General features: G+C 40.2%; 22 protein-coding genes. All 22 read right to left on the bottom strand.

All coding sequences use genetic code 11. From position 1 onward, the window contains the following. Positions 1-16: 16 nt before the first annotated feature. Entirely contained in the window at positions 17-1,759 is a 1,743-nt protein-coding gene (locus tag OCU78_RS01125) for a hypothetical protein (RefSeq protein ID WP_137374051.1), read from the bottom strand. Beyond that, the gene (locus OCU78_RS01120) at positions 1,759-2,958 is read right to left on the bottom strand and encodes a hypothetical protein (protein ID WP_137374050.1); all 1,200 of its coding nucleotides are present in this window, start codon (positions 2,956-2,958) and stop codon (positions 1,759-1,761) included. The genes OCU78_RS01125 and OCU78_RS01120 overlap by 1 nt, the downstream gene beginning before the upstream one ends. Beyond that, positions 2,952-4,316: an oligosaccharide flippase family protein gene (locus OCU78_RS01115; protein ID WP_167494049.1), complete on the bottom strand. Its 1,365-nt coding sequence runs from the start codon at positions 4,314-4,316 to the stop codon at positions 2,952-2,954. The genes OCU78_RS01120 and OCU78_RS01115 overlap by 7 nt, the downstream gene beginning before the upstream one ends. Further along, entirely contained in the window at positions 4,313-5,005 is a 693-nt protein-coding gene (locus OCU78_RS01110; RefSeq protein ID WP_137374048.1) for a hypothetical protein, read from the bottom strand. Before OCU78_RS01110 ends, OCU78_RS01115 begins: the two co-directional genes overlap by 4 nt. Positions 5,006-5,013: 8 nt before the next feature. Further along, positions 5,014-5,958: a Gfo/Idh/MocA family oxidoreductase gene (locus OCU78_RS01105; protein WP_137374047.1), complete on the bottom strand. Its 945-nt coding sequence runs from the start codon at positions 5,956-5,958 to the stop codon at positions 5,014-5,016. A gap of 14 nt (positions 5,959-5,972) precedes the next feature. Next, a complete protein-coding gene (locus OCU78_RS01100) occupies positions 5,973-6,935 on the bottom strand; it encodes a Gfo/Idh/MocA family oxidoreductase (RefSeq protein WP_137374046.1) in 963 nt (320 codons plus the stop codon). Continuing rightward, a complete protein-coding gene (locus tag OCU78_RS01095) occupies positions 6,928-7,629 on the bottom strand; it encodes an acylneuraminate cytidylyltransferase family protein (RefSeq protein ID WP_137374045.1) in 702 nt (233 codons plus the stop codon). The genes OCU78_RS01100 and OCU78_RS01095 overlap by 8 nt, the downstream gene beginning before the upstream one ends. A 5-nt stretch (positions 7,630-7,634) precedes the next feature. Next, complete coding sequence (locus OCU78_RS01090) at positions 7,635-8,681, bottom strand: nucleotidyltransferase family protein (RefSeq protein WP_137374044.1); 1,047 nt, start codon at positions 8,679-8,681, stop codon at positions 7,635-7,637. Between the two features lie 12 nt (positions 8,682-8,693). Continuing rightward, a complete protein-coding gene (locus OCU78_RS01085; protein WP_137374043.1) occupies positions 8,694-9,182 on the bottom strand; it encodes a GNAT family N-acetyltransferase in 489 nt (162 codons plus the stop codon). After that, positions 9,172-10,164 carry an aspartate aminotransferase family protein gene (locus tag OCU78_RS01080; RefSeq protein WP_137374042.1) on the bottom strand — a complete coding sequence of 331 codons (993 nt, stop codon included), beginning with the start codon at positions 10,162-10,164 and terminating at the stop codon, positions 9,172-9,174. Before OCU78_RS01080 ends, OCU78_RS01085 begins: the two co-directional genes overlap by 11 nt. After that, positions 10,148-11,311, bottom strand: a complete 1,164-nt coding sequence (gene neuC, locus OCU78_RS01075; RefSeq protein ID WP_137374041.1) for a UDP-N-acetylglucosamine 2-epimerase — start codon at positions 11,309-11,311, stop codon at positions 10,148-10,150. Before neuC ends, OCU78_RS01080 begins: the two co-directional genes overlap by 17 nt. Then, entirely contained in the window at positions 11,311-12,309 is a 999-nt protein-coding gene (gene neuB / locus OCU78_RS01070) for an N-acetylneuraminate synthase (RefSeq protein WP_137374040.1), read from the bottom strand. The genes neuC and neuB overlap by 1 nt, the downstream gene beginning before the upstream one ends. An 11-nt stretch (positions 12,310-12,320) precedes the next feature. Beyond that, positions 12,321-13,316: a GNAT family N-acetyltransferase gene (locus OCU78_RS01065; RefSeq protein WP_137374039.1), complete on the bottom strand. Its 996-nt coding sequence runs from the start codon at positions 13,314-13,316 to the stop codon at positions 12,321-12,323. After that, positions 13,313-14,467, bottom strand: a complete 1,155-nt coding sequence (locus OCU78_RS01060) for a LegC family aminotransferase (protein WP_137374130.1) — start codon at positions 14,465-14,467, stop codon at positions 13,313-13,315. The genes OCU78_RS01065 and OCU78_RS01060 overlap by 4 nt, the downstream gene beginning before the upstream one ends. Before the next feature lie 9 nt (positions 14,468-14,476). After that, positions 14,477-15,667: a UDP-N-acetylglucosamine 4,6-dehydratase gene (locus tag OCU78_RS01055; protein WP_137374038.1), complete on the bottom strand. Its 1,191-nt coding sequence runs from the start codon at positions 15,665-15,667 to the stop codon at positions 14,477-14,479. Beyond that, on the bottom strand, positions 15,667-16,932 hold the full coding sequence (wecC, locus tag OCU78_RS01050) for a UDP-N-acetyl-D-mannosamine dehydrogenase (protein ID WP_137374037.1): 1,266 nt from the start codon (positions 16,930-16,932) through the stop codon (positions 15,667-15,669). The genes OCU78_RS01055 and wecC overlap by 1 nt, the downstream gene beginning before the upstream one ends. Positions 16,933-16,949: 17 nt before the next feature. Then, positions 16,950-18,074, bottom strand: a complete 1,125-nt coding sequence (gene wecB, locus OCU78_RS01045; protein WP_137374036.1) for a non-hydrolyzing UDP-N-acetylglucosamine 2-epimerase — start codon at positions 18,072-18,074, stop codon at positions 16,950-16,952. Positions 18,075-18,255: 181 nt separating this feature from the next. Next, positions 18,256-20,427, bottom strand: a complete 2,172-nt coding sequence (locus OCU78_RS01040) for a polysaccharide biosynthesis tyrosine autokinase (RefSeq protein WP_137374035.1) — start codon at positions 20,425-20,427, stop codon at positions 18,256-18,258. Between the two features lie 137 nt (positions 20,428-20,564). Further along, a complete protein-coding gene (locus tag OCU78_RS01035; protein ID WP_137374034.1) occupies positions 20,565-21,005 on the bottom strand; it encodes a low molecular weight protein-tyrosine-phosphatase in 441 nt (146 codons plus the stop codon). 60 nt (positions 21,006-21,065) lie between these two features. Further along, positions 21,066-22,202 carry a polysaccharide export protein gene (locus OCU78_RS01030; protein WP_137374033.1) on the bottom strand — a complete coding sequence of 379 codons (1,137 nt, stop codon included), beginning with the start codon at positions 22,200-22,202 and terminating at the stop codon, positions 21,066-21,068. Positions 22,203-22,715: 513 nt separating this feature from the next. Continuing rightward, positions 22,716-24,944, bottom strand: a complete 2,229-nt coding sequence (locus OCU78_RS01025; RefSeq protein ID WP_137374032.1) for a YjbH domain-containing protein — start codon at positions 24,942-24,944, stop codon at positions 22,716-22,718. Further along, positions 24,944-25,759 carry a capsule biosynthesis GfcC family protein gene (locus OCU78_RS01020; protein WP_167494048.1) on the bottom strand — a complete coding sequence of 272 codons (816 nt, stop codon included), beginning with the start codon at positions 25,757-25,759 and terminating at the stop codon, positions 24,944-24,946. The genes OCU78_RS01025 and OCU78_RS01020 overlap by 1 nt, the downstream gene beginning before the upstream one ends. Between the last annotated feature and the right edge of the window lie 19 nt (positions 25,760-25,778).

The raw sequence follows: 25,778 nt of genomic DNA, 5'->3' as shown, positions 1-25,778 counted from the left end.
AAAATTTATAAACACATCATAATTCAGATAATAGGGAAATGTCACTAACTACCTTTGGAGAGTATCCAAAAACCCTCTCACTTAACTTTACAACTTCATTATTAAGATGCTCTGAATTATACAATACACTTTTAAGATTAGATAAATCCTTAACATAACCAGCATATTCATCGTCACAACTTACAAAGTCCACATTTTTATAAGATTTCATTACATCAATAAAAACAAATGGCTTTCTGTATGAGAGCAACTCCATGACAATAGCACTGGGATTAGAGACACCGATATCAAATTTATCGAATAAGTCTTCATTCGAAATCATTGACGATGTGAACACCTTTTCGGCATGTATTATTTTTTCGTCAATCCAACTTCCATCGTCCCTGGGGTGTAATTTTACACAAAAGTTGAATTCAGGAATATTCAAGGTGATATTTTCTAATATGGATATAACATCCCTGTTTTGCTGTACATCATTGACGTGGGCAAAATAGCAAACATTATAATCATAACTTTCAGTTGATTTGTTTAAATCTTGATATTTGCTAGATAACTCTCGGATTGGACCTAGGTATCTTAATCTTTCAATATTTGTTGACCAATTAGAAGTAAATAACTCCTTTCTTTTGAGGGTATCTGTCACGAAAATATCAGCTACAATAGGATACGGTATATCAAGAGCACTTTGATCACATGCCATTAGCTGGATTGTTTTAAATCCAAACTTTTTTGCTGACGATATTTCAACGTAAGCGTGAGGAGACTTTTGCTCACATGTCAACAAAGTAGATTCAGCTGCTGCACTTGATAACAAGTTTTCCAACCTATTTCCATACAAAGAAATCTCGGAAGACATGTTTATTACTTCTCTGTATGCTTGACTGACATCAAGTTTAACAGAATCAAAGCTAAAATCATGATGACGTGAGGTTAACATTTTAAACAATGATGAAGCATAAGTTATTAATACATTTCGCAAATTAGACTCAGGCAAAGATACAACATTGATTAATGGATATTCACTTGTCCAAGTACATATGTCGTCCAAGAGGTCATGTCGTAGAAATGAGCTGGCACAAATTACTGTAACATTAGTCGATGAAGACTTTAATATATTCTTTACATTTTCAAATTGAGCATAAGTCCTTAGTATTATATACAAGTCACCATTCAATGTATCCATATTAGATTTAGATTGTATTGACACTCTACATGCTTTTATAAGCCTAATAGAGAAAACTGACATATCTCTAATTAAATTTTTAATTTTTTGTAAATTAATTTTTATTTTTTTGTACTTGCAATTCAGACCTAAATTGCTAATTTCTTTTTCTAGAGAGTACTGTAGTGCAGAAGACCTATCGTATAGAAATACACTTTGAGACTCATGTTCAGACAAATAGTAATTAACATTGCCCTTTCCTAATATTTTATTTTTAAAGAAAACATCATTATGCAATTTTGAAAAAAACTTAATAGCATAGAAGTATTGAAAGAAAATTAGTATAGAGCATTCTAGAAAATTATTGCCGTACCCTTGGATATAATTAGGATTGCCATCGCTAAACTTTTCAAAAAAAAATCTAACCTCATTCGATAGAGCTTTAGAATTAATTTCAGAGTAGAAATCAGTCACATCGTAAACATTATCACCATAGGTTACAGGCAATGAATCGGTATAAGATAAAATTACATCATCTTTCTTTGCTAAAAGTTGAAAATTAATAACTTCATCTTTACTAAATGCAACATATATCATTACAAGCCATCCTTTTTAATAGGTTCATTTCTTTTAATCGTATCAATATTAGTGTGTAAAGTAATCAGGATCCAAATAGCAGGAAATGCGGCTGAATAGGAAACAGACAAGTATAAAAAAGAAAAAAACTTAGCATTTAGACTACTCCTAGAAAAATAAAACAGTAGAAATGTCATATAAATCCAAAAGATAACCCCATATGAGATGGTTAGCACGGTAAAGGATGAGTTTACTCCAAAGTCTTTTCCACTTGAAGAATAAAAATCTTTAACAAATGGTGTTTCTATCATCAAATTTTTAGATTCAAACAAAGTAGCGCTATTACCCACACCAAATGGGTAATGGAAAATGGATACCAACCCTAAATAGAAGTCAACAACTCTAGTTAAGATTGAAGAATCTCCCTCAATTAGTGTTGCTGGATTACTAATTCTTAATAATATGTCCACTCCGCGACCAAGCGAGCCTGGTTCAATTTTATCCCCTAAAAAAATCAAGGAACAAATAGCGAAAGCTATGAAGGATAATGTCAATATTTTATATATTAACTTATAACTTCCAGAAAAATACTTAAACCCAATAAAAAGTATAAAATATAAATAGCCAGTACCCGACTTTGTCATTAACAACATAAACATTATCATTAAATATGATATACTCTTTGTTTTATTATTCATTGCTCCCTTATCATATAAAAAATCACATACAATCAGAAAGAAAACTAACAATCCTCCAAACAGTCCTGGCTCCGTAACTAAGGTTGTTACACCTCGATATGTAAAGTCCGATGCATTAGTATTTCTAATAACTAGATTTTGTATTTCAATCATCGGTCCAGTAAACAAAAGAAGAAGTAAGGTAAATACAAAATAGAAAGTAACTACATTAAAGAAAAAAGCTGATGTTAACGATTCTTTAGAATAGTAAAAGCCTACGATTATAAAAGCACCAAAGGTTAGAGATACAAGTTTCCCCAAATCAATGGTAATATCAGATGAAAATGGATTGTTATATACTAACAAAAATATAGGTGTGAGAATGACGACAAGAAGTATCGCATTAATTTTATTTTTAAAAAGTACTTCCTTTACAACTATCAGTGATGCAAAAATCCCAGCAAGAGGTTGGATATCACTCTCTATAGGATACGGTGATACAAATGGAAAAAAGCAACACAATAAAAAAACCTTATTTAACATACACTTTCTCGCCAACTTCTCACAGCCATAAATAAGGCCAAAAACAAAACAAACAATTCACACGCAACCATCACCGTCATATTTAAGTCAATAACCCCCAAATAGAAGTCAATCAATAACACCAATGTATAAAACACACATAACTTTATTACCTTGAGTGAAAATCCTGTGAATTTTATTTTTTTATCAAGAAAATAAAAATGCATAAAAAATAGCAATACAGTAGGAATAATCATCGATATTATCAATCCAACCATCTGATATTTAGAAATCAACACTGCGTTCAACGATACACTTATTATAGATATAAATATGAATATCTTCATTTGTAGTGCTGTTTGCTTATAAAAGTTGAACACTATACTGCTAGACACCCCTAATACTGCTGAAATGAAATTAACAAACATTAACAATGTTATATATTTTTGAATATCACTATACTCTTCACCCATGAATAAATTAAGAATATCTGGCAAAAAGAATGTTAGTGATAAAGATACTACAATTAAAAACTTCACATTCACCAACATAGTATTTATTGCATCGTCCTTATAGCCGTCTTTTAGCTTCCTAAATAATATTGGGGTTGCTACTAACGTAATAGCCTGAGTGAAAATAAAAAACGCCATTGCAACTTTTTGTGCAGCCGAAAAAACACCTATTTCATTTGCCTCTATACTCCCAACCATAAAAAACCTTGACGACCATGTTATAATCCAAGAGGCTAAAAGAGTTGGTACAAATGGCAAGGAATACCGCAGCATATCTCTAACAAAGGAGGTATCTCTTAACGTTGTAAGGTTTGGCTTAGTTATCCATAATGATATTGAAAATAACAAAAATGCCGACACCAAACTGGATCGAAGAAACGCACCTTCCTGCATATTAAGTGTATATAAAAAAAATGCAGAACTTAGCAAAAATGAAAGCGATTTTGTAACTGACACAAGAAAATAACATATTGGCTTTTCTGAGAATTGATATTTAACCAATACTATTGTTTGTAATACATAACTTGTTGCTACGAAGTATAATATTGACATCTCAACTTCTCCAATCACTTCCAAGTAATAACTAAGAAGCATTATTACGGGAAATAATGAGATTGATATTACTAAAGCGATCGTTGCTGAAGTCGAGATAACTTTATTAGGGTCTTTATCTAAATAAAATCTCTGGGATGATCGATCAATTGCACCACTAATACAAGATTGCAGAAGTAGAACCATCGTTTCGAATATAGCAATAGTGGCATACACATCAGGCTTTAACTCTGAAGTATATGCAAAAAGTGCTACAAATGAAAATATTTGAGCTAACCCAGTGGCTCCTCCATATAAAATAGTATTTTTATTCACTTTAAATAATCGCTCGTGTTGAAATCTTTCAAATATTCAATGATTTTTCTACTAACAACACTGTGCCCATATCTAGATAAGTGATGATTATCTTCAAGAAATAGTTTATCTAAACAGCATTCAATATATACATCGTCTTTATAATCGTTACCAAACACCTCCTTTTGGACCAAGTTATATAAGTTAACCCTTTCTTCAATTAAAGGATTTTTTTTCTTATATTCATTTGATGTTGGTGCTATAGGTATTACTAACCATTGCGAACCAGAAAACTTGGATTTTAACTCACTTAAGTTATTCCTATAATCTCCAATGGAAACATATGCAATATCTCTTCTTTTAACTAGATCCTTATAATAATAATTGACTATTTTCTTTGTTAATTTGTTTATATATGGAACCCTAGATAGGACTTGGAGTTCCATTCTTTTTAACGCTCTCGGATAGCAGTCTACAATGCCAACTTGAAGGATGATTAAGTCTGGATTGTAGCTCTTGCAATGATTGTCAACATCTCTCAGTAATGAACTTGTGTCTCTAAATGGTTTCATATCAAAATAAAATTCTACGCTGTAATCTTCTTTATTGACATGATTTCTGACACTATAAGTCCATACATCTTTTGCTGATGTCTCAAATCCATCAACTCTTGGGTATCCCAATGAGTCTGTAAGAAAAAGAATCTTCATTATGTTATTTACAACTTTTTATACCCTGCCATTTTCTCATATACAGAAAATAACGATAGTTGCTCTTCTAGGCTACACAGCTCTGCGTTAATACCCTGAAGAAACGTCTCAACTTGTTTAAACAATCCTGGTTTGAACTCTTTGTCTAAGCTGTCATCGATTTCCACCGCAATCAAAGGAATAGTTCCACGCTTCTGAACTTGCAACGCTTCCATCGGACGGAAAACATAACGGTTTTCTTTCGTCAGCATTTCTACCGACCAGCGACCAGCCGATTCCCAGTTAGCAGCATAGTTAAAGAGTGCACCTGATTCAGATTTCCCTGCGCCCGCAAACACAGAGCCCGCTTCATGCCAATTTAAGCGTCCTTCCACAAAGCTCACTAACTCTGAAGGTCTGCCGCCAAGGTAATACGCAAGATCTGCAACGTGTGTTGAGTTCGCAAGGAACCACTTACTCAGAACGTCTTCCGGCTTGTCAATTTTTTCAATCACATGAGCCCACTCAGTCAGCTCAAAGTTGAATGACGTAACCCCACCTTCTTCAGCAATACGTTTTTTCGCTGCCAGCACCGACGAGAAGAAACGACGGTTGTATGCAATATGTACATGAGCATCATGCTCTGCCGCCAAGTTTGACAAGGTCTCAATTTCACTAAGTGCCGTTCCACCTGGTTTTTCAACAAGGACCTGTTTTACACCACACTCGATCAACTGCTTAGTCGTTTCAAACAACTGCGCAACACCCACACTCACGATAGCATGTGTCGCGATTTCTGGTGAGCTTGCTACATATTGCGTTAAACCACCGACAATGGCTTCTTTTCCTGTTTTTGCCGTGAACTCATCTGCTGACGATTGACCACGACCAATGACAAGATAATCGCATTGCTGTGCATCCAGTACTTTCGCATAGTCCACAGACATTAAGCCTGCACCTACCAACCAAATCATGTCTTACTCCTGCGTTAGGTAATTGGGCAAATATCGAGGTCCCGCTTTAGCACTTTAGACATGTGCTGTAACAAGGCTTCAATATAAGGCGAGTGGATCTCACTCGATTCTTTATATGAGGTTAATGCACACAGGCCTTCATCGAGTAGTGCATCGATACTTGGACCCGTAAGCTGGCTTTGGTAAAGCGGCGCGTGTGGGTGCGTCACCGTTTCTTCTGAGCTGATATGCTGCCATGTTCCACCCACTTCATTCACGATGTGCTTGTCCGTGCCTTGTGTCAGAACTAACTCCAGTGAAGGCGTTGTGTCCGTGCCACTGTGAACACGCACTGTATGTGAGCCTGCACTGAACTCAATCTCACCCGTGACTTCATAAAAGCCAGCACGTTTACTCTCAATCAAAGTGTCATCAAGCTGCGATTTGATCACTTTCAGATCTGAATGACCCGATAGGTACGCAAACACATCGAGGAAGTGGATACTGTTACATGCCATACCCCAAGCATGCCCTGATACATCCATATGAATTGGCGTAACTTGCGAAAGCGTCTCTTTCAAAGAGGTGTACGTTGGGAAAACACGACGAGGGCAGTTCACCCAACCAGTGGTTTTGCTGCTTTCAAGCAACGCATCAATCTCGGTGTAATCTGTTAGCGCTTGGAACAGGACTTTTTCGAAAATGATGTGGGTGACTGTATTGGTCGCCAACAAAGATTTTGTGACGTTGGCGCGAACCTGCGCTGCAGTCGCGATCACGCACACATCGAACGATTGATGGCTTGGCAGTTCAGTCTGATAAGTCACCTGACTCTGTTCATTGCCCACCTCTACCTGACCTGCTCGCTCACGCGCAATAGAAAGTGACGCTTCTGATGGGTCCACTACTGTCAGGTTTAAAGCTTTGTTGCTTGCCAGCGCTCCCTGTAAATGGCGACTACCCAATTGACCAGCACCGATAATTAATACGTTATTCATAACTGTCCTTATATTTCAAAATCGTTTCTGCGAACAAGAAATCGAGCTCATGATCAATATCAACCGAGCTTTCTCCATCCATGACATAAGCATAGATATTAGATGACAAGAATAAAGAATGCTCGTCAAAGAAGCGCGAGACCTTGGTGATATATATGGCTCCGTTTAGGCGAAAGTAATCTGGCAAATCCTGACTGCGAGTATTTTTCAGTTCAGGTCGAATAAAACCATCCATCGACTGGTCGTCTGGTAGCGTATTGGACCACAATGGTGAGTGGTTACACTCACACACCGACACTACAGCATCCGCTTGTTTCTCTTTCAACAACTCAATGGCCCCTCGAGTATGCTGTGCGTTACGAATAGGCGAGGTTGGCTGAAGCAATAACACGTAGTCAAAGTGCTCACCTTGCGCTTCATAATAGCGCAACGCATGTTTAATCGCATCCGTGCTAGAGCTGGTATCACTGGCTAACTCTTCTGGACGCAGAAATGGCACTTCCGCCCCGGCTTGTGTCGCAATATCCGCAATGTCAGGACAATCTGTAGAGACAATGACGCGACTGATTTCTGCAATGTCTGATGCCGACTCAATTGCCCACTGGATCAATGGCTTACCATGTAAACGTTTGATGTTTTTTTTTGGTAGACGCTTGCTTCCACCTCGCGCAGGTACAATGGCTAGTATTTTCATTCGAGTTATAGCCCTAAAGTCAAAATATCAACTTGTGCACGTTTAAAGTCATCCATGCGTCCTATATCCAACCAATATTCGTGGAAAGGGAAAACATGGGTATCATTTCCAATATGCGACTCAAATAAAGTCGGCATATCTAGGTATTCCTCTTTTTTTACCTTTGAAATCAGCGACTTGTTAATTACATAAATGCCCGCGTTAACATGAAAACGATATGTTGGTTTCTCCACAATGTCGGTGATCTTAAAATCACTTTCTTCAACCACCCCGAAAGGAACCTGATACTCAAACTCTCGTACACACATAGTGGCGTTAGATTGCTTGCTATTATGGAAGGCGAGCACATCCTCAAAGTTGATCTTTGTCAACACGTCTCCATTCATCACAATCACAGGTAAATCAGGTAAGCCCTTCGGCAGTAATCCAAGTGCTCCTCCCGTTCCCAATGGAGTATCTTCATGAATGTACTGAACTTTCACGCCCCATCGAGAGCCATCACCAATCGTGTCTTGGATCATTTCAGGCAAATAATGTGTCGAAATATAAAAGTTGGTAAAGCCTGACCGGATAAAGCTCAGGATCACTGTTTCCAAAATTGGTCGTTCACCTACTCTCAACAGCGGTTTCGGACATTTGTCTGTTAGAGGTTTCAGACGTGTACCAAACCCTCCCGCCATCAAAAAGACAGGGTTATCATATTGCGGCTTATGCAACAAACCATGCAGAGTTTCTAAACCAATAACGACTTGGTTATTAAGAACAGGGATCGCATGAAGCTCCTTCTTCTCCATCAGCGATAAAATGCTCTCACGAGTCATGCTGATATCAGCCGTGGCTGGGTTGGTATTCATCACTGTCGCCACTTCATCTTCTAATGAAGCATCACTCAAAATGGCCCTGCGAATATCACCGTCACTTACAGTTCCAAGTAACTTCTCTTCTTGATCAACGACTAAGGCAAGCTTAAAAGCTTGTTGATCGATAGTCCTTAAAACTGAACGAATTGTCTCTGAAGGGGAGACTAAGATTTTTTTCCAATTATGGCTCATAACGCTGCCTTATTATGTTTGGCGACAGTATTTGTAGAACTTAACTTGTTCTGAAAATTGTTCCAACTGTCGATATTCGAATTCTGTACTGCGTAAAAAACCTAACGACTCTGCGCATTTCATCGACGCAATATTGGTACCTGCAATCCAAGCAATTTGGGTCGTGTATTTGTCTTCATACAGCGGTAAACCCATACCAATCATACGTTTTGCTAACCCTCTTCCCGCATGATACTTAGATACCCCATAAGCAAATTCCGCCACATGGGTCTTATCAAAATGATCAATATAGAGATAACCCAGTGTATTTCCTTCTTCCTTGAGCAGGTAAATATCCCTCGTTTGACTATTTAAGGCGCTATCAAAATGTCCTTGTAGCTTTTCTTTAACTGGAGGTGTAGAAAATCCAGACCAAAGGATGTTCACTGGCTCCGACTTAAGAGCCAGAAATGCCTCAAAGTCACTTTCTTGCGCTAAACACAGTTGTAATTCATGCGTCATCCATCAACTCCAGAATTTTATGGCATACGAAGGCGATATCCTCTGACGAATAACACGAGTCAAGAGGGAGAGATAAGATGGAATCACTGAGCGAATTTGGCACCCCTTCCACTTCTGGCCAGTGAACGGCTAAAAAGATTTGGTTTGCCATTAATCCACATCTTACCTTATCTCTCTGAGGCAGAAAGATCGGTAAAAAACTTGGGAATTCTATCGGGGCATCCGCATAGAGTTCAACGGGTAATATCACTTTCGCGGTCGCTAGGTTTTGCAATCTGCGCTCGCATTCCTGGCTTGCTTGACGATAAAACTCGTTGGCTAATACGCTGCTCTTCGCACTTGGTAGGCAAATCGCTTTGGTTTTATTGAGGAGCGATTCACCCTGATTGAAAAGCGTTAGATACGCTTTTTCCTCTCCTCTGCCATGCAAAAGAGAGTCGGTCTTAAGGCTTTCCGCTTGGTACTTTACCTGAGAGAACTCAGGCAGTAACGCAGGCTGAATCGACACCAATGGCTGATTCGATATCAGCTGGCTGTAATCCGCGATGGGCGATATTTTTCTCAAGCTATTAAAGTAACACCACGGCTGTTGTGTCTCTATGACGGGTGGCTCAATCCCAAATACGTCATCGATGATCAAAGGCTTTTGAGCATCGTTAATAGCCTGGCAAAGTGCCGTCGTGTTCATCCCAAAATATCGAATCAGGTAAATCGCATCACTCGCTTCTATCATTTCTTTAGAAAGAGAAAAAGAAAAATCTTTATCAACAGCGTAAGTAATCGTCTTTATCTGCTGCTCTTGCAACACGTCAGTGATGATTTCGCAAAGAAAATCAGGCAACAGGACTGTTTTACCTGAAAGATCTAAAGAAGCCAGAGCCCAGCGTAGTGAAGAACGCCCCGAGTTGGTGACGCCATAATGTAGGGGAGCAACAAGCTCTTGCTCCCCACCAATAGACTTAATCTTAGAAGCTGATGTCATAAAACTTCTTAGACTTTAGCGTGGATAAATCGACCGTTTTAAGCACTTCAACCAAACGCTGAGAGCTATCGCCTTGACCATACGGGTTCACTACACAGCTTAACGACTCTTGGAATGATGTCGAGAATACGTGCTGTAAGGCTTCAATGATTGCATCGGTATCCACGTCGACATTTACAGTGCTTGCTGCTTGAACCCGCCCTTTCTGGCGATCACCAATGTTCACGGTCGCGACTTTGAAAGAAGGGGCTTCGACGATGCCACTCGAAGAGTTACCCATCACCACATCCACATGCTGCAGAGCCGATAAGTATCTCAACTGCCCTAACGACGTAAACGCAATCGTTTTTTCTCCGTTTTCAGCAACGTAGCCATCAATCATACGATTGATCAGGCGACCACCGACGTCCGCATTCGCTTTGGTAAAGATAATTAAACTCTCTTCCAACTGCGATAGTGCCGCTAAGATTTGATTAAAATCATGTTCCACCTCTTCCACTGTTTGAGTCGTTTCAGGGTGATAAGTAAACAGGATCGTTTTTTTCGCTAGGCGTGTCTCAATGGAAGCTTCAAAGGCATATTTGGAAAGCAGTTCCATACGTAAGATGTTGTCTAGCCCAACCTCTCCAACGGTAAAAACGTTCGCTGGCTGCTCACCCATTTGAATCACGCGTTGGGTATATTCATCCATTGCCGTGAAATGCAATTGGGATAACTTGGTCAGCGCATGACGAATCAATTCATCAATAGCCCCTTCCGTAAGTTCACCACCATTTAAGTGAGCGACAGGAATACGTGCAATATTGGCAGCCGAGACAATTGGGATCAACTCATAGCGGTCACCCAATACCAGAATAACATCAGGATTCAACTCATCAAATACTTCGGCAAAACTGATTTGCGCCAGTCCCATGCTTTTGCTAACACCAACAGGGGTATCGGATGAGAGCAAGATCTCCACTCGCTTGTCGATATGGACACCGTCTTGCTGAATCTGATCCACCGTTAGGCCAAACTCTGGAGACAAATGGCTGCCAGTAACAACCAATTGCAATTCCAGCAGTTTATCTTGAGCAATGTCATCAAGTAAGCATTTAAGCAGTCCGTATTCCGCACGGGTCGCCGTTACTACACATATTTTTCTCACTAGATCAGCTCCCCAGCTTGGTAGCGTTTTTTCGCTTTGCTGCCGACCACTTCATCCCAACGTGTAGGGGAAATTCCGTCACCTGGGCGTTTAATTTCAAGCATGCTTTTCGTTAAGATCGTGCCTTCTTCAATGGTTTGCGCCGCGACGATACTCTTGCGTACTACTTTACGGTTGGCTTTTTCGACGACCGTCGGCACTTTCCAACCTGAACCTAGTGCGGTTTCTACGTTACGAATCGCCGATACCATAGCGGCTAACTCTTCAGGCTCTAAGCTGGCTTTGTGATCAGGGCCTTCCATTGTTTTATCTAATGTGAAGTGTTTTTCAATCACTTTCGCGCCAATCGCTACCGCAGCAACTGGGATCTCGATGCCGAGTGTGTGGTCCGAATAACCGATCGTTACACCAGGGAACGCGCGACCAATGGTCTGCATTGCTTGAAGGTTAACGTCTTCTGGAGCGGTCGGGTAATCGGTCGTAGCGTGCAACACAGTGATATCCGCTAAGCTTAATCCTTCGTCTTGGAGAACTAACAACGCATGCTCAACTTCGGATAAGTATCCCATGCCAGTTGACAAAATCACTGGCTTGCCAAAACGGGCAATATGGCGTAAAAACGGGGTATTGGTCAGCTCACCTGAGCCAATTTTGAAGGTGTCTTGAACGTCGTTTAGGAAGGTCGCGCTCTCTTCTTCATCTGGTGTCGACAAAAATAAGATGCCTTTATCATCACAGTATTGTTTTAGCTCTGTGAAGTCGTCATAGCTCAACTCCAAGCGCTTCAGCATGTCGAACTGTGACTCTTCTTTTTGCGTATTATCAACTTGATATTCCGCCATTTGAGCGTCTGGTGTTACCAGTAATTCCGTTTTCCAAGTTTGGAATTTTACGGAATCTACGCCCGCATCTGCGGCCTCATCAATCAATTTTTTCGCCAAACGGATATCACCATTATGGTTCACCCCAGCTTCAGCAATAATAAAAGTTTTGTCCATAGCTATGTCCTCTAGACTCGATATAACTGGAATAGTTTTGGCGGTTCTGACTCTGCCTTTTTTTCTACCCACAGGGCGTTCAGTTCTTTTCGTTTTTCAGGCAGAAAGTCTAAACCCGCAATATAAAACGGTAAGTGGGTCGAAGAGAATTTACTCTTAAATTTGAACAAGCTGTCATCAGGTGAAGAGGTTCGACCTCCTCCCAGCATCATGTACTTGCACCCTTGTGCTTTCGCATGGTCGAAGGCGGCATCCAACAAAAGATAATTGCCATTTTCTTTGCTGAGTTCGCTGTTGTTCGCAGACAAATGATAATGTGCCAATTCACCACCACACATGAAGTACCCGGTAGAGGCGTACTCTTCATCTAATTGGGTGCCCATTAATGACACGCCAGAGGTACGAGACAACTGTTCAAAGTAAGACTCTTCAAAGTAGAAAAAGTCCGTTGCTTGGTTCTTCGTCATTGTCTGGTAGTACATATCTTTAAACGCACTGACGTCACCTTCAATTGGCCCCGCAGTTAAGCGCTTCGCCGCACGTTTGACGATGTTTCGTGTGGTTTTCGAGTATTGAGCGCGACGCTCTTCTTGCGACAGCGCTAAGTCGACAACGACAACACGACGCTCTTCAAAATGCATATCAAACAGTCCACCTTCCGCCCCTAACGGGTTGAATGGGTGGAAACGAATGAATTCACACACAATGTTTTCGTTTTGACAATGCTCGCGATATGCAACAAAAGCACGTTGCAGAAACTCAGCATCGAATGAGGTGCTAAGTGGGCCGCCGTAGCCATAAGGCGTTTCAAGGTCATACAGGGCATCACCTACAATCGGCTGACCGGCGACTTTTTCAATACGACGCTTTAAACCTCGAAAAACCACAGAATGATCAACCTCTGAGAACACAAACTCAAACAGTTCAGATTCCCCAGTGTAGAGCTCTGCATACTCGCGTTGGTAGTAGATGTCTTGATCTAGATTATCAATCGTCAATTGCGTCATTTTTTCACTATCTCGACCGGGGTGCTTGGAATGTTCACCAAATGTGCTTCAATAAATTCGGAATGCGTTAAGTCACCACGCAACGCATTCTGGAACATAGGTAAGCGGTGCATCAATTGCCAAATAGGACGGGTCATCACCCCTGCCGCATTAGTTTGTTCCAATAACTGATCACGAGATGACTTATTTGGACAAATGATTGCGTTTAACCAGTAGTTCGATTGTGCGTACTCTGGTTCTCGAACAAAGGAGTATTCCGACCCTGCGAATAACACGGCGTATTGCTCAGCAAGCACACGTTTTTTTACTAGGTACGCCTCCAACACTTCCATTTGCGCACAGCCCAGAGCAGCGTTCAGGTTTGGCATTCGATAGTTAAAGCCAGGCTCATCATGGTAGAACTCAAACGGGTGTGGCACTTTCGCTGTGGTGGTGACGTGTTTTGTACGAGCGCCTTGCTCTTTCGTGCGACACAGCACCATACCGCCACCGCCTGTAGTGATCACTTTGTTGCCGTTAAAACTGATAGCCGAGTAATCACCTAGGGTACCAGTGTGCTTACCTTTGTAGAATGAACCTAGGCTTTCTGCCGCATCTTCCACTAAGACCAGTTGCCATTTGAGACACACGGCCACCAGCTCATCCAACTCAACAGGATGACCAAACGTATGCATCGGCACAACAGCGCGGATACGTTGACGTGTTTTCTTATGCACACAGCCTTGTTCTGTTAACTCTGCATACTCACCAAGGTAAGTGTCTACGGCTTTTGGGCACAAGCCCAAGCTCACAGGAGAAACGTCCACAAAAATGGGCTCTGCGCCCATGTGATAAAGTGCATTGCACGTTGCCACAAACGTCAAAGCTTGAGTGATTACCAGGTCACCACGCTCAACACCTGCCATATAGAGCGCCGCATGCAAAGCTGCAGTACCATTCATCGTTGCTACCGCTTTTGCACTGCCTGTGTAAGCCTCAATTTTTTGCTCAAATTCATCCACAAACTTGCCAACACTGGAAACAAATGTACTCGCAATAGTCTCGTTGACATACGCTTTTTCATTGCCACTAAAAGTTGGTGCATGCAGTGGAATGAATTTGTCGGTTTGATACGTATCACGAACAAATTCTACGAGCGTTGTTGGTTTCATCATGCGTTCCTACATCTTACTGTCGAGGTATTTGCCCGTTTCTTTGTGCCCAAAGTCAGGGATCATGGTAAAAAAGAGTTTTACAACTTGTTCTTTGGTCCAAGCACACTCACCTTTCATCTCTGAAATGCTGTCTTCAAATAGAGTCAGCAACTCTTGCTCATAAAGAGGTTCATTTTTGATAATGCCTAGATTTTCAAATCGGGACATATCCAACTCTTCTTTGTCTGTAAAAAACTCTTCGAAGTCTTTCTCACCCGTAGTATCACTAGTAGTAAAAAGACATGGCCATTTTCCTTGTTCAGGGAGCGTCTTAGCTAATTGGCGAGCCTCTTCTTCTGTTTCACACAGATGGGGCTCATAGCCAAGCTGCTCTAAGTACTTCACTGCAATATCAGCAAACGAAATAAGGTGAAGGGCTTCACTCAACTTAGGGAAGAAAATGTCACGATTCTCACCAAATATACAAGACATTAAACAAAGTTCGCCTGACTCTTGTGGTGTTACGAAGTAACGCTTGATATCGTTTGGAGCTACGATAGGCTGGCGTTTTTGAATACGCTGGTTGAATCCATGCAACAATGAACCGTCCGAAAACGCAACATTGGCAAAACGAGCTGTTGAGATAGCCATCTGTTCACTTTTTCGCATTAGGAACATTTCCATAATGCGTTTAGAAGCACCCATCATATTGACCGGGTTTGCCGCTTTATCTGTAGATACACAGAAGTATTTCTTAGCGCCAGCATCAATAGATTGTTGAATGGTTTTATCTGTATTAAATACGTTTACATCGATCATTCGCATCAATGTATAAGGGTCTTTCTCGCTTCTAACATGCTTAAGTGCGGATAAGTTCAACACATAATCAAACTTGCCATCAGCTTTAATGAACGCATCGTACTCTAGAGAGCCTATATCCAAAGCGAATGTTTGGAAGTCTCCATTGATGTAACCAAATGAGCTACGAATATCTCGAACCAGCTCTACCATGTTGTTTTCACTAATATCAACAACATGCAGCTTTTTAGGGTTGCGTTTGAAAATTTCTTTGGTTACAGCTTGCCCTATAGAGCCAGCTCCACCAAGGACTAAAAAGCGTGATTCAGAAACGATACGTGAAAGCTCTTTCCCATAGTCTTCAATATCTTGAATGAATAAAGCGTCAGTACGCCCAACTAAAGGCAAAATAGTGTTCATTACCAAACCCCCTTAGTATCAACTAAATATGGTGAGTTCAGTGATTCAGCTTTAAATTCTTTATGATCTACTAACATTACGTGAATATCGGCTTCCGATTGCGCAACATCAAAACTCTGAAGCTCAACTTGCTTCAAAAAGCTTGGTAATTGATGGATATTTGGTTCAACTGCAATTACTTTTCCAGTATGGAAAGAAGCAATTTCTTTAACTATTAGCATTGCAGGGCTTTCACGTAAATCATCGATATCAGGCTTAAAAGCTAAACCATAACATGCAATCGTAATATCTTTTGCAGCTGTATTAGTATTCTCTTGTAAGAAGTCTGCAATAGCGATTTTAGTTTTACCTACAACCCAACCAGGTTTGCTATCGTTAACTTTTCGTGCAGTGTGAATAATCTTAGCTTCATCTGGTGTTTTTGATACAATAAACCAAGGGTCAACTGCAATACAATGACCACCGACACCAGGACCTGGCTGAAGAATGTTAATACGTGGGTGACGGTTAGCTAAGGAGATCAACTCCCACACATTAATATCTAGCCTGTCACATATAATAGATAGTTCATTTGCAAACGCAATCTGTACATCACGACACGAATTTTCAGTCAACTTGGCCATTTCTGCAGTACGAGCATTTGTAATAACACAGTCTCCCTGTACAAAGGTTTTATACAACTCGACACTACGTTCTGAACATTTAATTGTTAATCCACCAATAACACGATCGTTCTCAACTAGCTCCCTCACCACATACCCAGGTAAAACTCGCTCTGGACAATGAGCCACATTTACATCAGCCTCTTCACCTGCATCTTGAGGAAATGATAAGTCATTTCTAGCCTCAGCCAACCATTTAGACATTTTTTCTGTTGCACCTACTGGAGAGGTAGATTCCAAAATGATCAAGTCACCTTTTTTGAGAACAGGAGCTATTGCTTTACTTGCAGCTTCTATGTATTTCAAATCAGGTTCAGGTATTTCACCTTCTGCACACTCTTTGAAAGGAGTCGGCACTGCAATTAAAAAAGCATCAGCAGGCTCCGGTTCAGTCACGGCTTTTAAGTAACCTTCCGTAACCGCAGCACGTACAAGCATATCTAGATCTGGCTCTACAATATGAATTTCACCACGATTAATCGTATCTACAGCATATTGGTTTACATCCACACCAATCACTTTTTTCTTACGAGAAGCAAACATCGCCGCCGTCGGCAACCCAATATAGCCTAAGCCCACTACTGAAATCGTTTCAAATGACATTACTTATACCTAAACATTTATTTTGATAATTCATCTAATATGCGAGTACACGCTTTGCCGTCACCGTAAGGATTATGGGCAAAACTCATTTTTTTATATTCTTCTTCGCTGCTTAATAATAAATCAAGACTAGTCGTGATTTTGGCGACCTCAGTCCCAACTAGCTTTACAGTACCAGCGGCTACAGCTTCAGGTCGCTCTGTCGTATCTCGCATCACTAACACCGGTTTTCCAAGTGAAGGCGCTTCCTCCTGAATACCACCAGAATCTGTTAAAATAATATGGGAGCGGCTCATGAGATAGATAAATGGTAGATATTGTTGAGGCTCAATAAGATGAATGTTATCAATATCAGCAAGAATACGATTAACGGGCTCACGTACATTTGGATTAAGGTGCATCGGATACAGGATTTGCGTATCTGGATGGGCTTTAGCAGTAATAGCAAGCGATTCACAAATGCGCTCAAAACCACCACCAAAGCTTTCACGGCGATGACCCGTAACCAAAATAAGCTTTTTATTTGCGTCTAAAAACGGGAACTGAGCAGAAAGTGTTGCGTTCAAATCGCTATCTGAGTCAATTTTGTCTTTCACCATCAGCAAAGCATCAATTACGGTATTACCCGTTACTGAAATATATTCTGGATTAAAGTTCTCTTTTAAAAGGTTTTCTTTTGATGTTGGCGTTGGTGCAAAATGGTACTTGGTTAATGCTCCCGTTAAACGGCGATTACCTTCCTCAGGCCACGGTGAGTAGATATTGCCAGTACGAAGACCTGCTTCCACGTGACCTACTGCGATTTGCTCATAGTAAGCGGCTAAGCTTCCAGCAAATGTTGTCGCCGTGTCACCGTGAACTAAAACCACATCAGGTTTGAATTCTTCTAGTACTGGTTTAAGCTCTAACAAAATAAGCGCGGTGACTTCATTGAGCGTTTGACCCGCTTTCATTAAGTTCAAATCGTAGTCTGGCGTGATTTCAAATAACTCTAAGACTTGGTCAAGCATTTCACGATGTTGAGCGGTCACACAACACTTTGCTTCAAAGCGTTCATCAGCCGCTAGAGCATGAACAAGAGGTGCCATTTTGATGGCTTCTGGACGCGTGCCAAAAACCGTGAGGATTTTTTTCTTAGTCATTTTATGAAATTCCCAACCGACAGGTGAAATGAAAAGAGGTGATTATTATAACTTTGGGTCTCAGTATTAAAATTACACTGAGACAATTTTTATTCATGTTGAGACAGTCTATCTGGGACAATCTCTTATAAAACCTAGATTCTACTTACTTTTAAAAAAGGACCCCAATAGGTCCTTCCTTTTATTTTTTATCGCTTGAGTATGAATAATTGTAATATCCATAGCCGTAAGAACTTGAAGCTTTCTTCTCTATCGCATTGAATATCACACCTTTCACTTCAATGCCAGATTGTTCAAATCGATTACGTGCGACTTCAATTTCTTTTATTGTATTTTGCCCATAACGAGCAACCATCAAGGTCGTACCAGCAAAGGCCCCAACAATACTTGGGTCAGTCACTGCAAGTACTGGTGGAGTATCAACAATAACTAAGTCATATTCTTTTGATGCCCACTCTAACAACTGAGCAAAACGGGAATGCATTAATAACTCTGACGGGTTTGGTGGCACTTGTCCGCGAGTGATAATGTCTAAGTTGTCGACCGTTGTTGTTTTTATTACATTCGAGAATTCATCAGTAGTCGATAAAATATCAGACAAACCATTATCCCACTCCATGCCAAAGCTTTGTTGCAAGTAGCCTTTACGCATATCGGCATCAATCAATAGTACTTTTTGACCCGTTTTAGCGGCAACAGCAGCAAAGTTTGTTGAAATGAACGACTTACCGATACCAGGAGCAGGACCTGATATCATCAATACATTATTTTTTGCCTCTAACATCGCAAAGTGCAGGCTAGTACGAAGACCTCTTAATGCCTCTACCGACAGATCTGCTGGGTTTGATTCAGCAAGTAAACTTTGAGTACCTTTTGTTTTACGACGCTTTACTTTGAAACGGTTTGTTAGTTCGATCTGCAAATCAGATTTAGGTACTGCTGCATAAACAGGCAAGCCAATCTGTTCAATTTGATCTGGGCTTTCAACACCACGATGAAACGCAGCTTTAACTAATACAAATGCAACACTTAACATCCCACCCAATAAAGTTGCTAATACAACTATAAGAGGCTTCTTCGGTTTTACTGCTCGGCTATAAGCTTGTGCATCATCTAGAATACGTACATTGCCAACCGTACCCGCTTTGATAATACTCAACTCTTGAACTTTATTAAGTAACTGAATATAAATTTGTTGATTTACTTCAACGTCGCGCGTCATGCGTAAAACTTCACGCTGAGTCTTAGGTAACTTTTGAACTTGCTTATTTAAACGCTCTTTTTCACCAAGTAACGTTTCACGTTTATCAAGTAGTGACTTATAAGCCGGGTGATCTTTCGTAAATCGTTGGCTAATTTCACTTTCTTTAAAGGTCAGTTCATTTAATTGAGCTTCTAATTCGACCATAACCTTTAAAGTTGACTGAGCTTCTAAACCTAGATCTATTGATTCATTTTCTTGTCGATAGTTATTTAATACGTCTTCAAAAGTTGTTAACTGGGTTTTAATGCCAGGCAGGTGCCCTTCTAAGAATGACAAGCTCTTTTCAGCTTCTGCAGAGTTACGTTTAACATTTTGCAAAAAGTAAATTTGGCTAATATGGTCAAGAATTTCAGAGATTAACTGTTTATCCTCGCCCTCAAAGCTTAGCTTCAAAATCCCAGTTTGCTTACCTTGCTCAGCAAGAGACAGAGAGCGCTTCAGCCATTCAATTGCTTCCAATTTACTGCGTTTGCCAATTGAAAATTCAAAGTCAACTTTGGATTCAAAACCTGCAACAAAAATACCGTACTCATCTGTACTAGCTAGGCTGCCAACCTTTCCTTCAAGAATGACTCTTTCATCATCTCGGATAAGTTGGTAAGTGCCTTTATCATGGTCAATAATTTTTATGGTATGTGCATATGCCTCAGCATAACCAGGCATGGTAAAACGGCTTACAGATATGCGGTTAACATCCGAACTTAAACGAGCAAAACCTTTACCCACTAATGGTAGATAATTCGGTGATACAACAGTCGTTAAATTAAACTTATCGACAGTTTCCCCTAAGATCATTCGTGACTTTATAATTTCAACTTCTGTCGTCGCCGAAGATTCCGATGAAAAAAGCTCTCCCATATCTCCAACCATTGAAGATATACCGCCTGAACTTTTTTCTTCTATTTGAATCAATGCATCAGCTTTATAAATAGGTGTTGAAAGCACAGCAAAGGCTATGCCTCCCACCGCAAATATAAAGGTCGTTATGATAATCCACCATTTAGCATCAAGTAGAATACCAAATAATTTTCCTAAATCGATTTCATCTGAATTGTCAGCTTGTGATTGATGGGATTGTTGCTTCATCATTAGTTTACAAATTCCTAAAACTTTCGCGTATTATCACTGACGAATATATTGTCGGTGTTCATTTTCATTCAGCGTTCAATAGCTAAACACCTATTACGTTCTTCTTATGTACTTTTTTCATGTTACTGCATTTTTTACTAGAGTTTTTTAACCCAAGCTTGAGCCGATTCATTAATTAACTTATAAGCATGCTCAAATGCTTCTCGACTTTGTCGGTATGGATCTGGGATATCTTTTTGCCCAACCCATTGACCAAAAAGCATCGCTTTTCCTCGAGCTTCAGGTGATATTTTAGTTAATGCTTCTAAGTGACCTTTTTCCATAACTAAAATCAAATCGTATCGAGCACATAGTTCAGAAGTAAGTTGCTGAGCTTTATGATTATCTACATTGACACCATTCTCAGCAGCAATTTCAATGGCTGTCTTATCTGCAGGCTTGTCAAGCAAACGGCTACTTTCTGCAGCAATACCAGCTGAAGCAATTTCTTTGTTGGGTAGTAGATTCTGCAAGACTCGCTCACCCGTGGGTGAACGACAAATATTACCTACGCAAACTACTAAAATTTTATTAAACATCAGCTCTTCCAATCATATAAATAAGGCCACATTTCTGCAGCCCTATCATTTATTTATAGCCTATGGCCAATTTCTAATGCGCAGTACACCTTCAGTCAGCTCATTAAACCCAGTAATGGTTGGTACTAGCTGACCAATCACACGATTCCATCGAGTAATTGGAGCTGCTGTCACGTATACAATATCATAGGGTTTTAGGTCAAATTCTGTGCCAATAACCAAAGCTGAAGCATCTTGAATGTTTAGCTGATAAATGTCGGCCATGCGTTTAGATTTATCATCAGACGTTCGAATCACAAACACACCAGTGGCATCTGCAGAGAGTTGATTAATACCGCCCACATTGCTTAGAGCTTCTGTCAAGCTCATACCCACACGATCCATTTTCAGAAGTTGAGGCTCATTGACCTCACCCATAACAAACACTTTCTGATTATCGTTACGTGGTACATGAATGATATCTCCAGCTTGCAACAAACGATTTTGAGTCAAATCACCACGTTGCATCAAAGCGTAGAGTGAAATATTTTCTTCGGCACCATTTCGAGTGAGCGACACATTTCGCCAATCAGCATCTTCGCCTAAACCACCAGACCGATTAACTGCATCTAGTAGAGTTAAAGGTATATTGGTAATCGCTTGCTGCCCAGGACTCCCGACTTCGCCCGTGATGTATGTTTTCTTTGAACGAAATGCAGCAACGTTAACATCAACTTGCGGGCTTTCAATAAACCTAGCCAAGCGACTAGATAATTCCGAACGAATCTCACGAACCGTTTTCCCAACAACCTCTACCGTTCCAATGTACGGATAAAAGATAGTACCGTCAGCATGAACCCAGTTACCTGCCTCTGTTGAACTGCGGTAAGAGCCTGCAGGGATCGTTAACTCTGGATGGTCCCAAATAGTCACATTTAAAATATCACCGACCCCAACCTTGTATTCATACTTTGCGATTTCAATATCTAAATCAGCATTTGCTCGAGACACAACAGGTACAGCATTTTGATATTGAGAAACAGTTTGAGCAGAAAGAGGGTATAAATTTACGATATCTGACACGTCAGATTCTTGTTGTAACTCTTCAGAAGCAATAACATTTTTGTTATCAGTTGAAAGGTACGTTCCTGGGGTGGTACACCCTACGAGTAGAACAGGAAGAAGAGTAAAGAGAAGCCGATTTTTCTTAATTTTCATATTAACCAAATCATATAATGTGTAATCACTTCCAAGTGATTTTAACCAATGCTATTAGCTAGGCACTTATAACAAACCAACAATAGACCTAGCTTTACATCAGGCACAAAGGAATTAGTATTCTGTATGGCTAGTATCAATTGGATACGCTACCGCCCATTGATATAACGCGACATCACACTACGCAAGCTAATCTTTTCACTGTTAGGTCTATGATTTTATTAGCCTAAAGTGTTATCAAATTGAACTAATGAATTCAATCCGCACGTATTATCCACATTTTATGTAGCCATATCAACCTAGTTTCAAATTCAAAATAGCCTAGATTAACTAACAATAAACTGAATAACAGGAGACCAGTTGTAGTCTATATCGCCACGAATAGCATCCGAATATTTGTAAAAAAGCTTTATAGATCATCCTATAAAGCTTTTTACATAATAATTATCAATACAACATAACTATCGATAACAAAAGGTTAACCATACACAGTGACTAGCACTCAATCATAAACTACTTAACTGAACTTGGTCTTTGGAACCATGTTGAACGAGCATCTGTTTGATTGAATAACTCATATTGCTTATTCAGCATTTGACCGCCATCACGAGTGATCGGCAACCAAGTAAATCCGGCACGGCTTGCACTTGGTTTCACTGTCAATAAATCAAATGGTATTGAGATGTAAAAGCCTTTGGTGTAGCTCCCTTCTCCATAATCTTCAGTGCTCATATCCGTTAAGCTGACAAAAGCACCTGCAATAACACCACTTTTAAATTGTTTCGAAAAATCAATACGTGTACCGATGTCTCCAGCTAAGAATTTACCCACACCAACTTTTAATAAAGTACTGTCAAGGAATTGCCATTGAGGCATGTAATAACCCGTAACAAACCCGGTAGTACCTTTGTCTATTACTTTATAATAGCGACCGTCGTCGTCATGATATTGCAGCTCTTCATCAAATGTCCCAAACCAACTTTCAGGATCTCTCTGGCTTATCAAATTTGCATCAACCCCAACCGCCCAATTACTATTGAGAGGTCGATATAAAATCTCACCACCTACACCAGCAAACATACTTTCGAGATACCCAGCATAGGCTTGACTATAAATCCCTGAGCCATAATCTTCGAACCAAGTCAGTTGCAGGCGATCTAGGCGCACAGGATCTTCAACATATGAGCGGAACATAGTACGTACTCTTGGAGTTTGAGCGGTACCATCTTCTGGAACGGTATAAGTAAACTGGTCATAATTGTCGATTAAATTGACGTAAAGTGAGCCAGACAGCTCCACATTGTCTAATGCCCAAAATGAGGCGTTCGTATACAACCCAAGGCTATACAAGTAAAAATCTTCTGCTGAGCCAAAAGATTGAGCTAAGTGTGGCGATATATACGTATCAAACCTTTCTCTTGTATCATAGTGGCTTACAGCTTGATTGCTTTCTAGCTCATGTAAAGTCGCCGCATCTGCAACTTCCGTATTGATATAGTGTCCACTTGCAACCGCTATAAATTGCTTCGAGTCGATACTGGTTTCCGTTAATTCTACTGAGCTATCCGTTTCTACAATCTTGTAAGTTTCTATGTAGCGTGGAACATGGTTAGCAATGACAGTAGCACCACGCTCCAATGCAATGTCTCTGTCTCTGTATTTGACTTGCTTACCTTTGACTATAAATGTATCACCATCAACCAACAGCTGCGTCTGTTCGTATCCAGCAACGGTCTCTAATTCTTCAGCAAGTTTAGCCATGTCAACATCTTCAATCGAAGATACTTCTGTTGGGCGAAGTGTTTCTACTTCACTATCACGCCAGATCGACTTAATGTCATTAAAGTTGGTATTTAAATTAAAGCCTAGAGTGAGGGTATCACCACGTTCATAACTGACTTTAGCAGCGCCCCAGTCATCCAATCTGTAAATAGCACCTACGTTCCAGGGCGTATGCTGAGTCATATCTACCCCGCTTGCAGTAGGGAAGTCCGCACTATAATCATTGCTATCGTATTCAACTTTTAAAGTGAGAGGTTTATAAGGGGTTTGATATTCAAGACCACCATATATTGCTGCATCTCCTTTAAACCAACGTTCAAAATCAATGCTACCTCCATTTCCTTTGAAATCAGACTGGCGATAACAATACTTGTCACTGGCTTTACAGAAAGGATTCGTAATATTGCCACTTTGCCCCATATAACCCCACCCCATGCCTAAGGTGAAATCAACCGGACCAAACCGTTTCGTGCCCGCAACAAACTCCCCATCAAATAGACCTGTTCCGCCAAAATCACGCACACCAGCTGAAACTTCAGGTAAATAATAACTTTCTTCAATCAAACGTATTTTAAAGTCGATACCTTTATCTGCATGTTTATTACAACCGCTGAATGTATTATCTGAACAATCACCCGTGCCAGAGCCGCTATAAAGCACATCTTGAGTTTGGGTATATCGAACCGTTGCTTCCAACCACGGCATTAACTGCAAACTTGCACTGTAAAAATAATATTCATTATTAAATGAAGCGCCAAAATTAAACTCACCTTCGGGAGCCATACGTCCAGTTGGCATCTGCATTAGACCGACACCACCAAAATCCATTTGAGATGTCTTTAGTTCAGGGTGATCAAATGGGTCAGATTCCGCATTAGCCGAAAAACTGTTCGTCATCAAAAGTGCACTAATAACGGAAACGCTGAGTATTGATAAGGAAAACGATGGATGAGAGTGCATTAAAAGTTCACCTTATTGCGTAGTAGTTCCGCGATATCTTGATTAAGAGAAGAGTATGAGGATGGTAACGAGCCAAAGCCAATGAAGATCATGGCGCCTGGGGCTAAATACGTTGGTGAATTATTCCAATACGCATAAGGCGCTTTTATAATATGACCGTCAGGTTGAATAACATAAACAAAACTATTATCAGCAGTTGTACCAAATGAACCTTGTGGTATTAACTTAAGGTAATCGTTGATATAACCATGCTCAATAAGAGGGATCGTCAATGGATTATCGAGTGCCCCTATAACCTGTACATTTTCAGGACGCTGTTCTAGATAAAGGGAAAAGTGTAAAGGTACTTTCAGATCTTCCACTTGGTATCGTCCAATCAGCATTGGATTTTTACCCAGCTGAGAAATCACAATATTACGATCTAAATTAATAAACTGCCTAGGTGCAAACTCATACTTCGATAATTGCTCTTTAACTTGCAGGGCTTCAGGGTTTATAGACGCATATTCAGTAAGCAGGCTTAATACTTTCTCTGTCTGAATTTGAGGTGAAGAAGAGTCAGACAAATCAAACAACTGAGCTGAAAGTGGAAAGTAATTCCCAGCCCCCTGCACGGCAACATCATTCAAAACTTGTTCAAGACGCACAGGGTGAGGGTAAGATAACGTTATCCCCTGTTTTGGAACGTCAACAGTTAGTTTTTGATGTCCCATTAACGTATCTATTGGTGCATTTGATGCGTGACTCGTAGAAATAGAAGCTAACATGAAAAATGTATAAAATAAGCTTCTTATAATCGATACTGAATGTTTCATTGTATTGTCCATAATAGCG

Origin of the sequence: Vibrio gallaecicus (genome assembly GCF_024347495.1) — a bacterium.
GTDB classification, from domain to species: domain Bacteria; phylum Pseudomonadota; class Gammaproteobacteria; order Enterobacterales; family Vibrionaceae; genus Vibrio; species Vibrio gallaecicus.
Note: the sequence above shows the minus strand (reverse complement) of the source record. Positions and strands in the feature narration are given on the sequence as shown.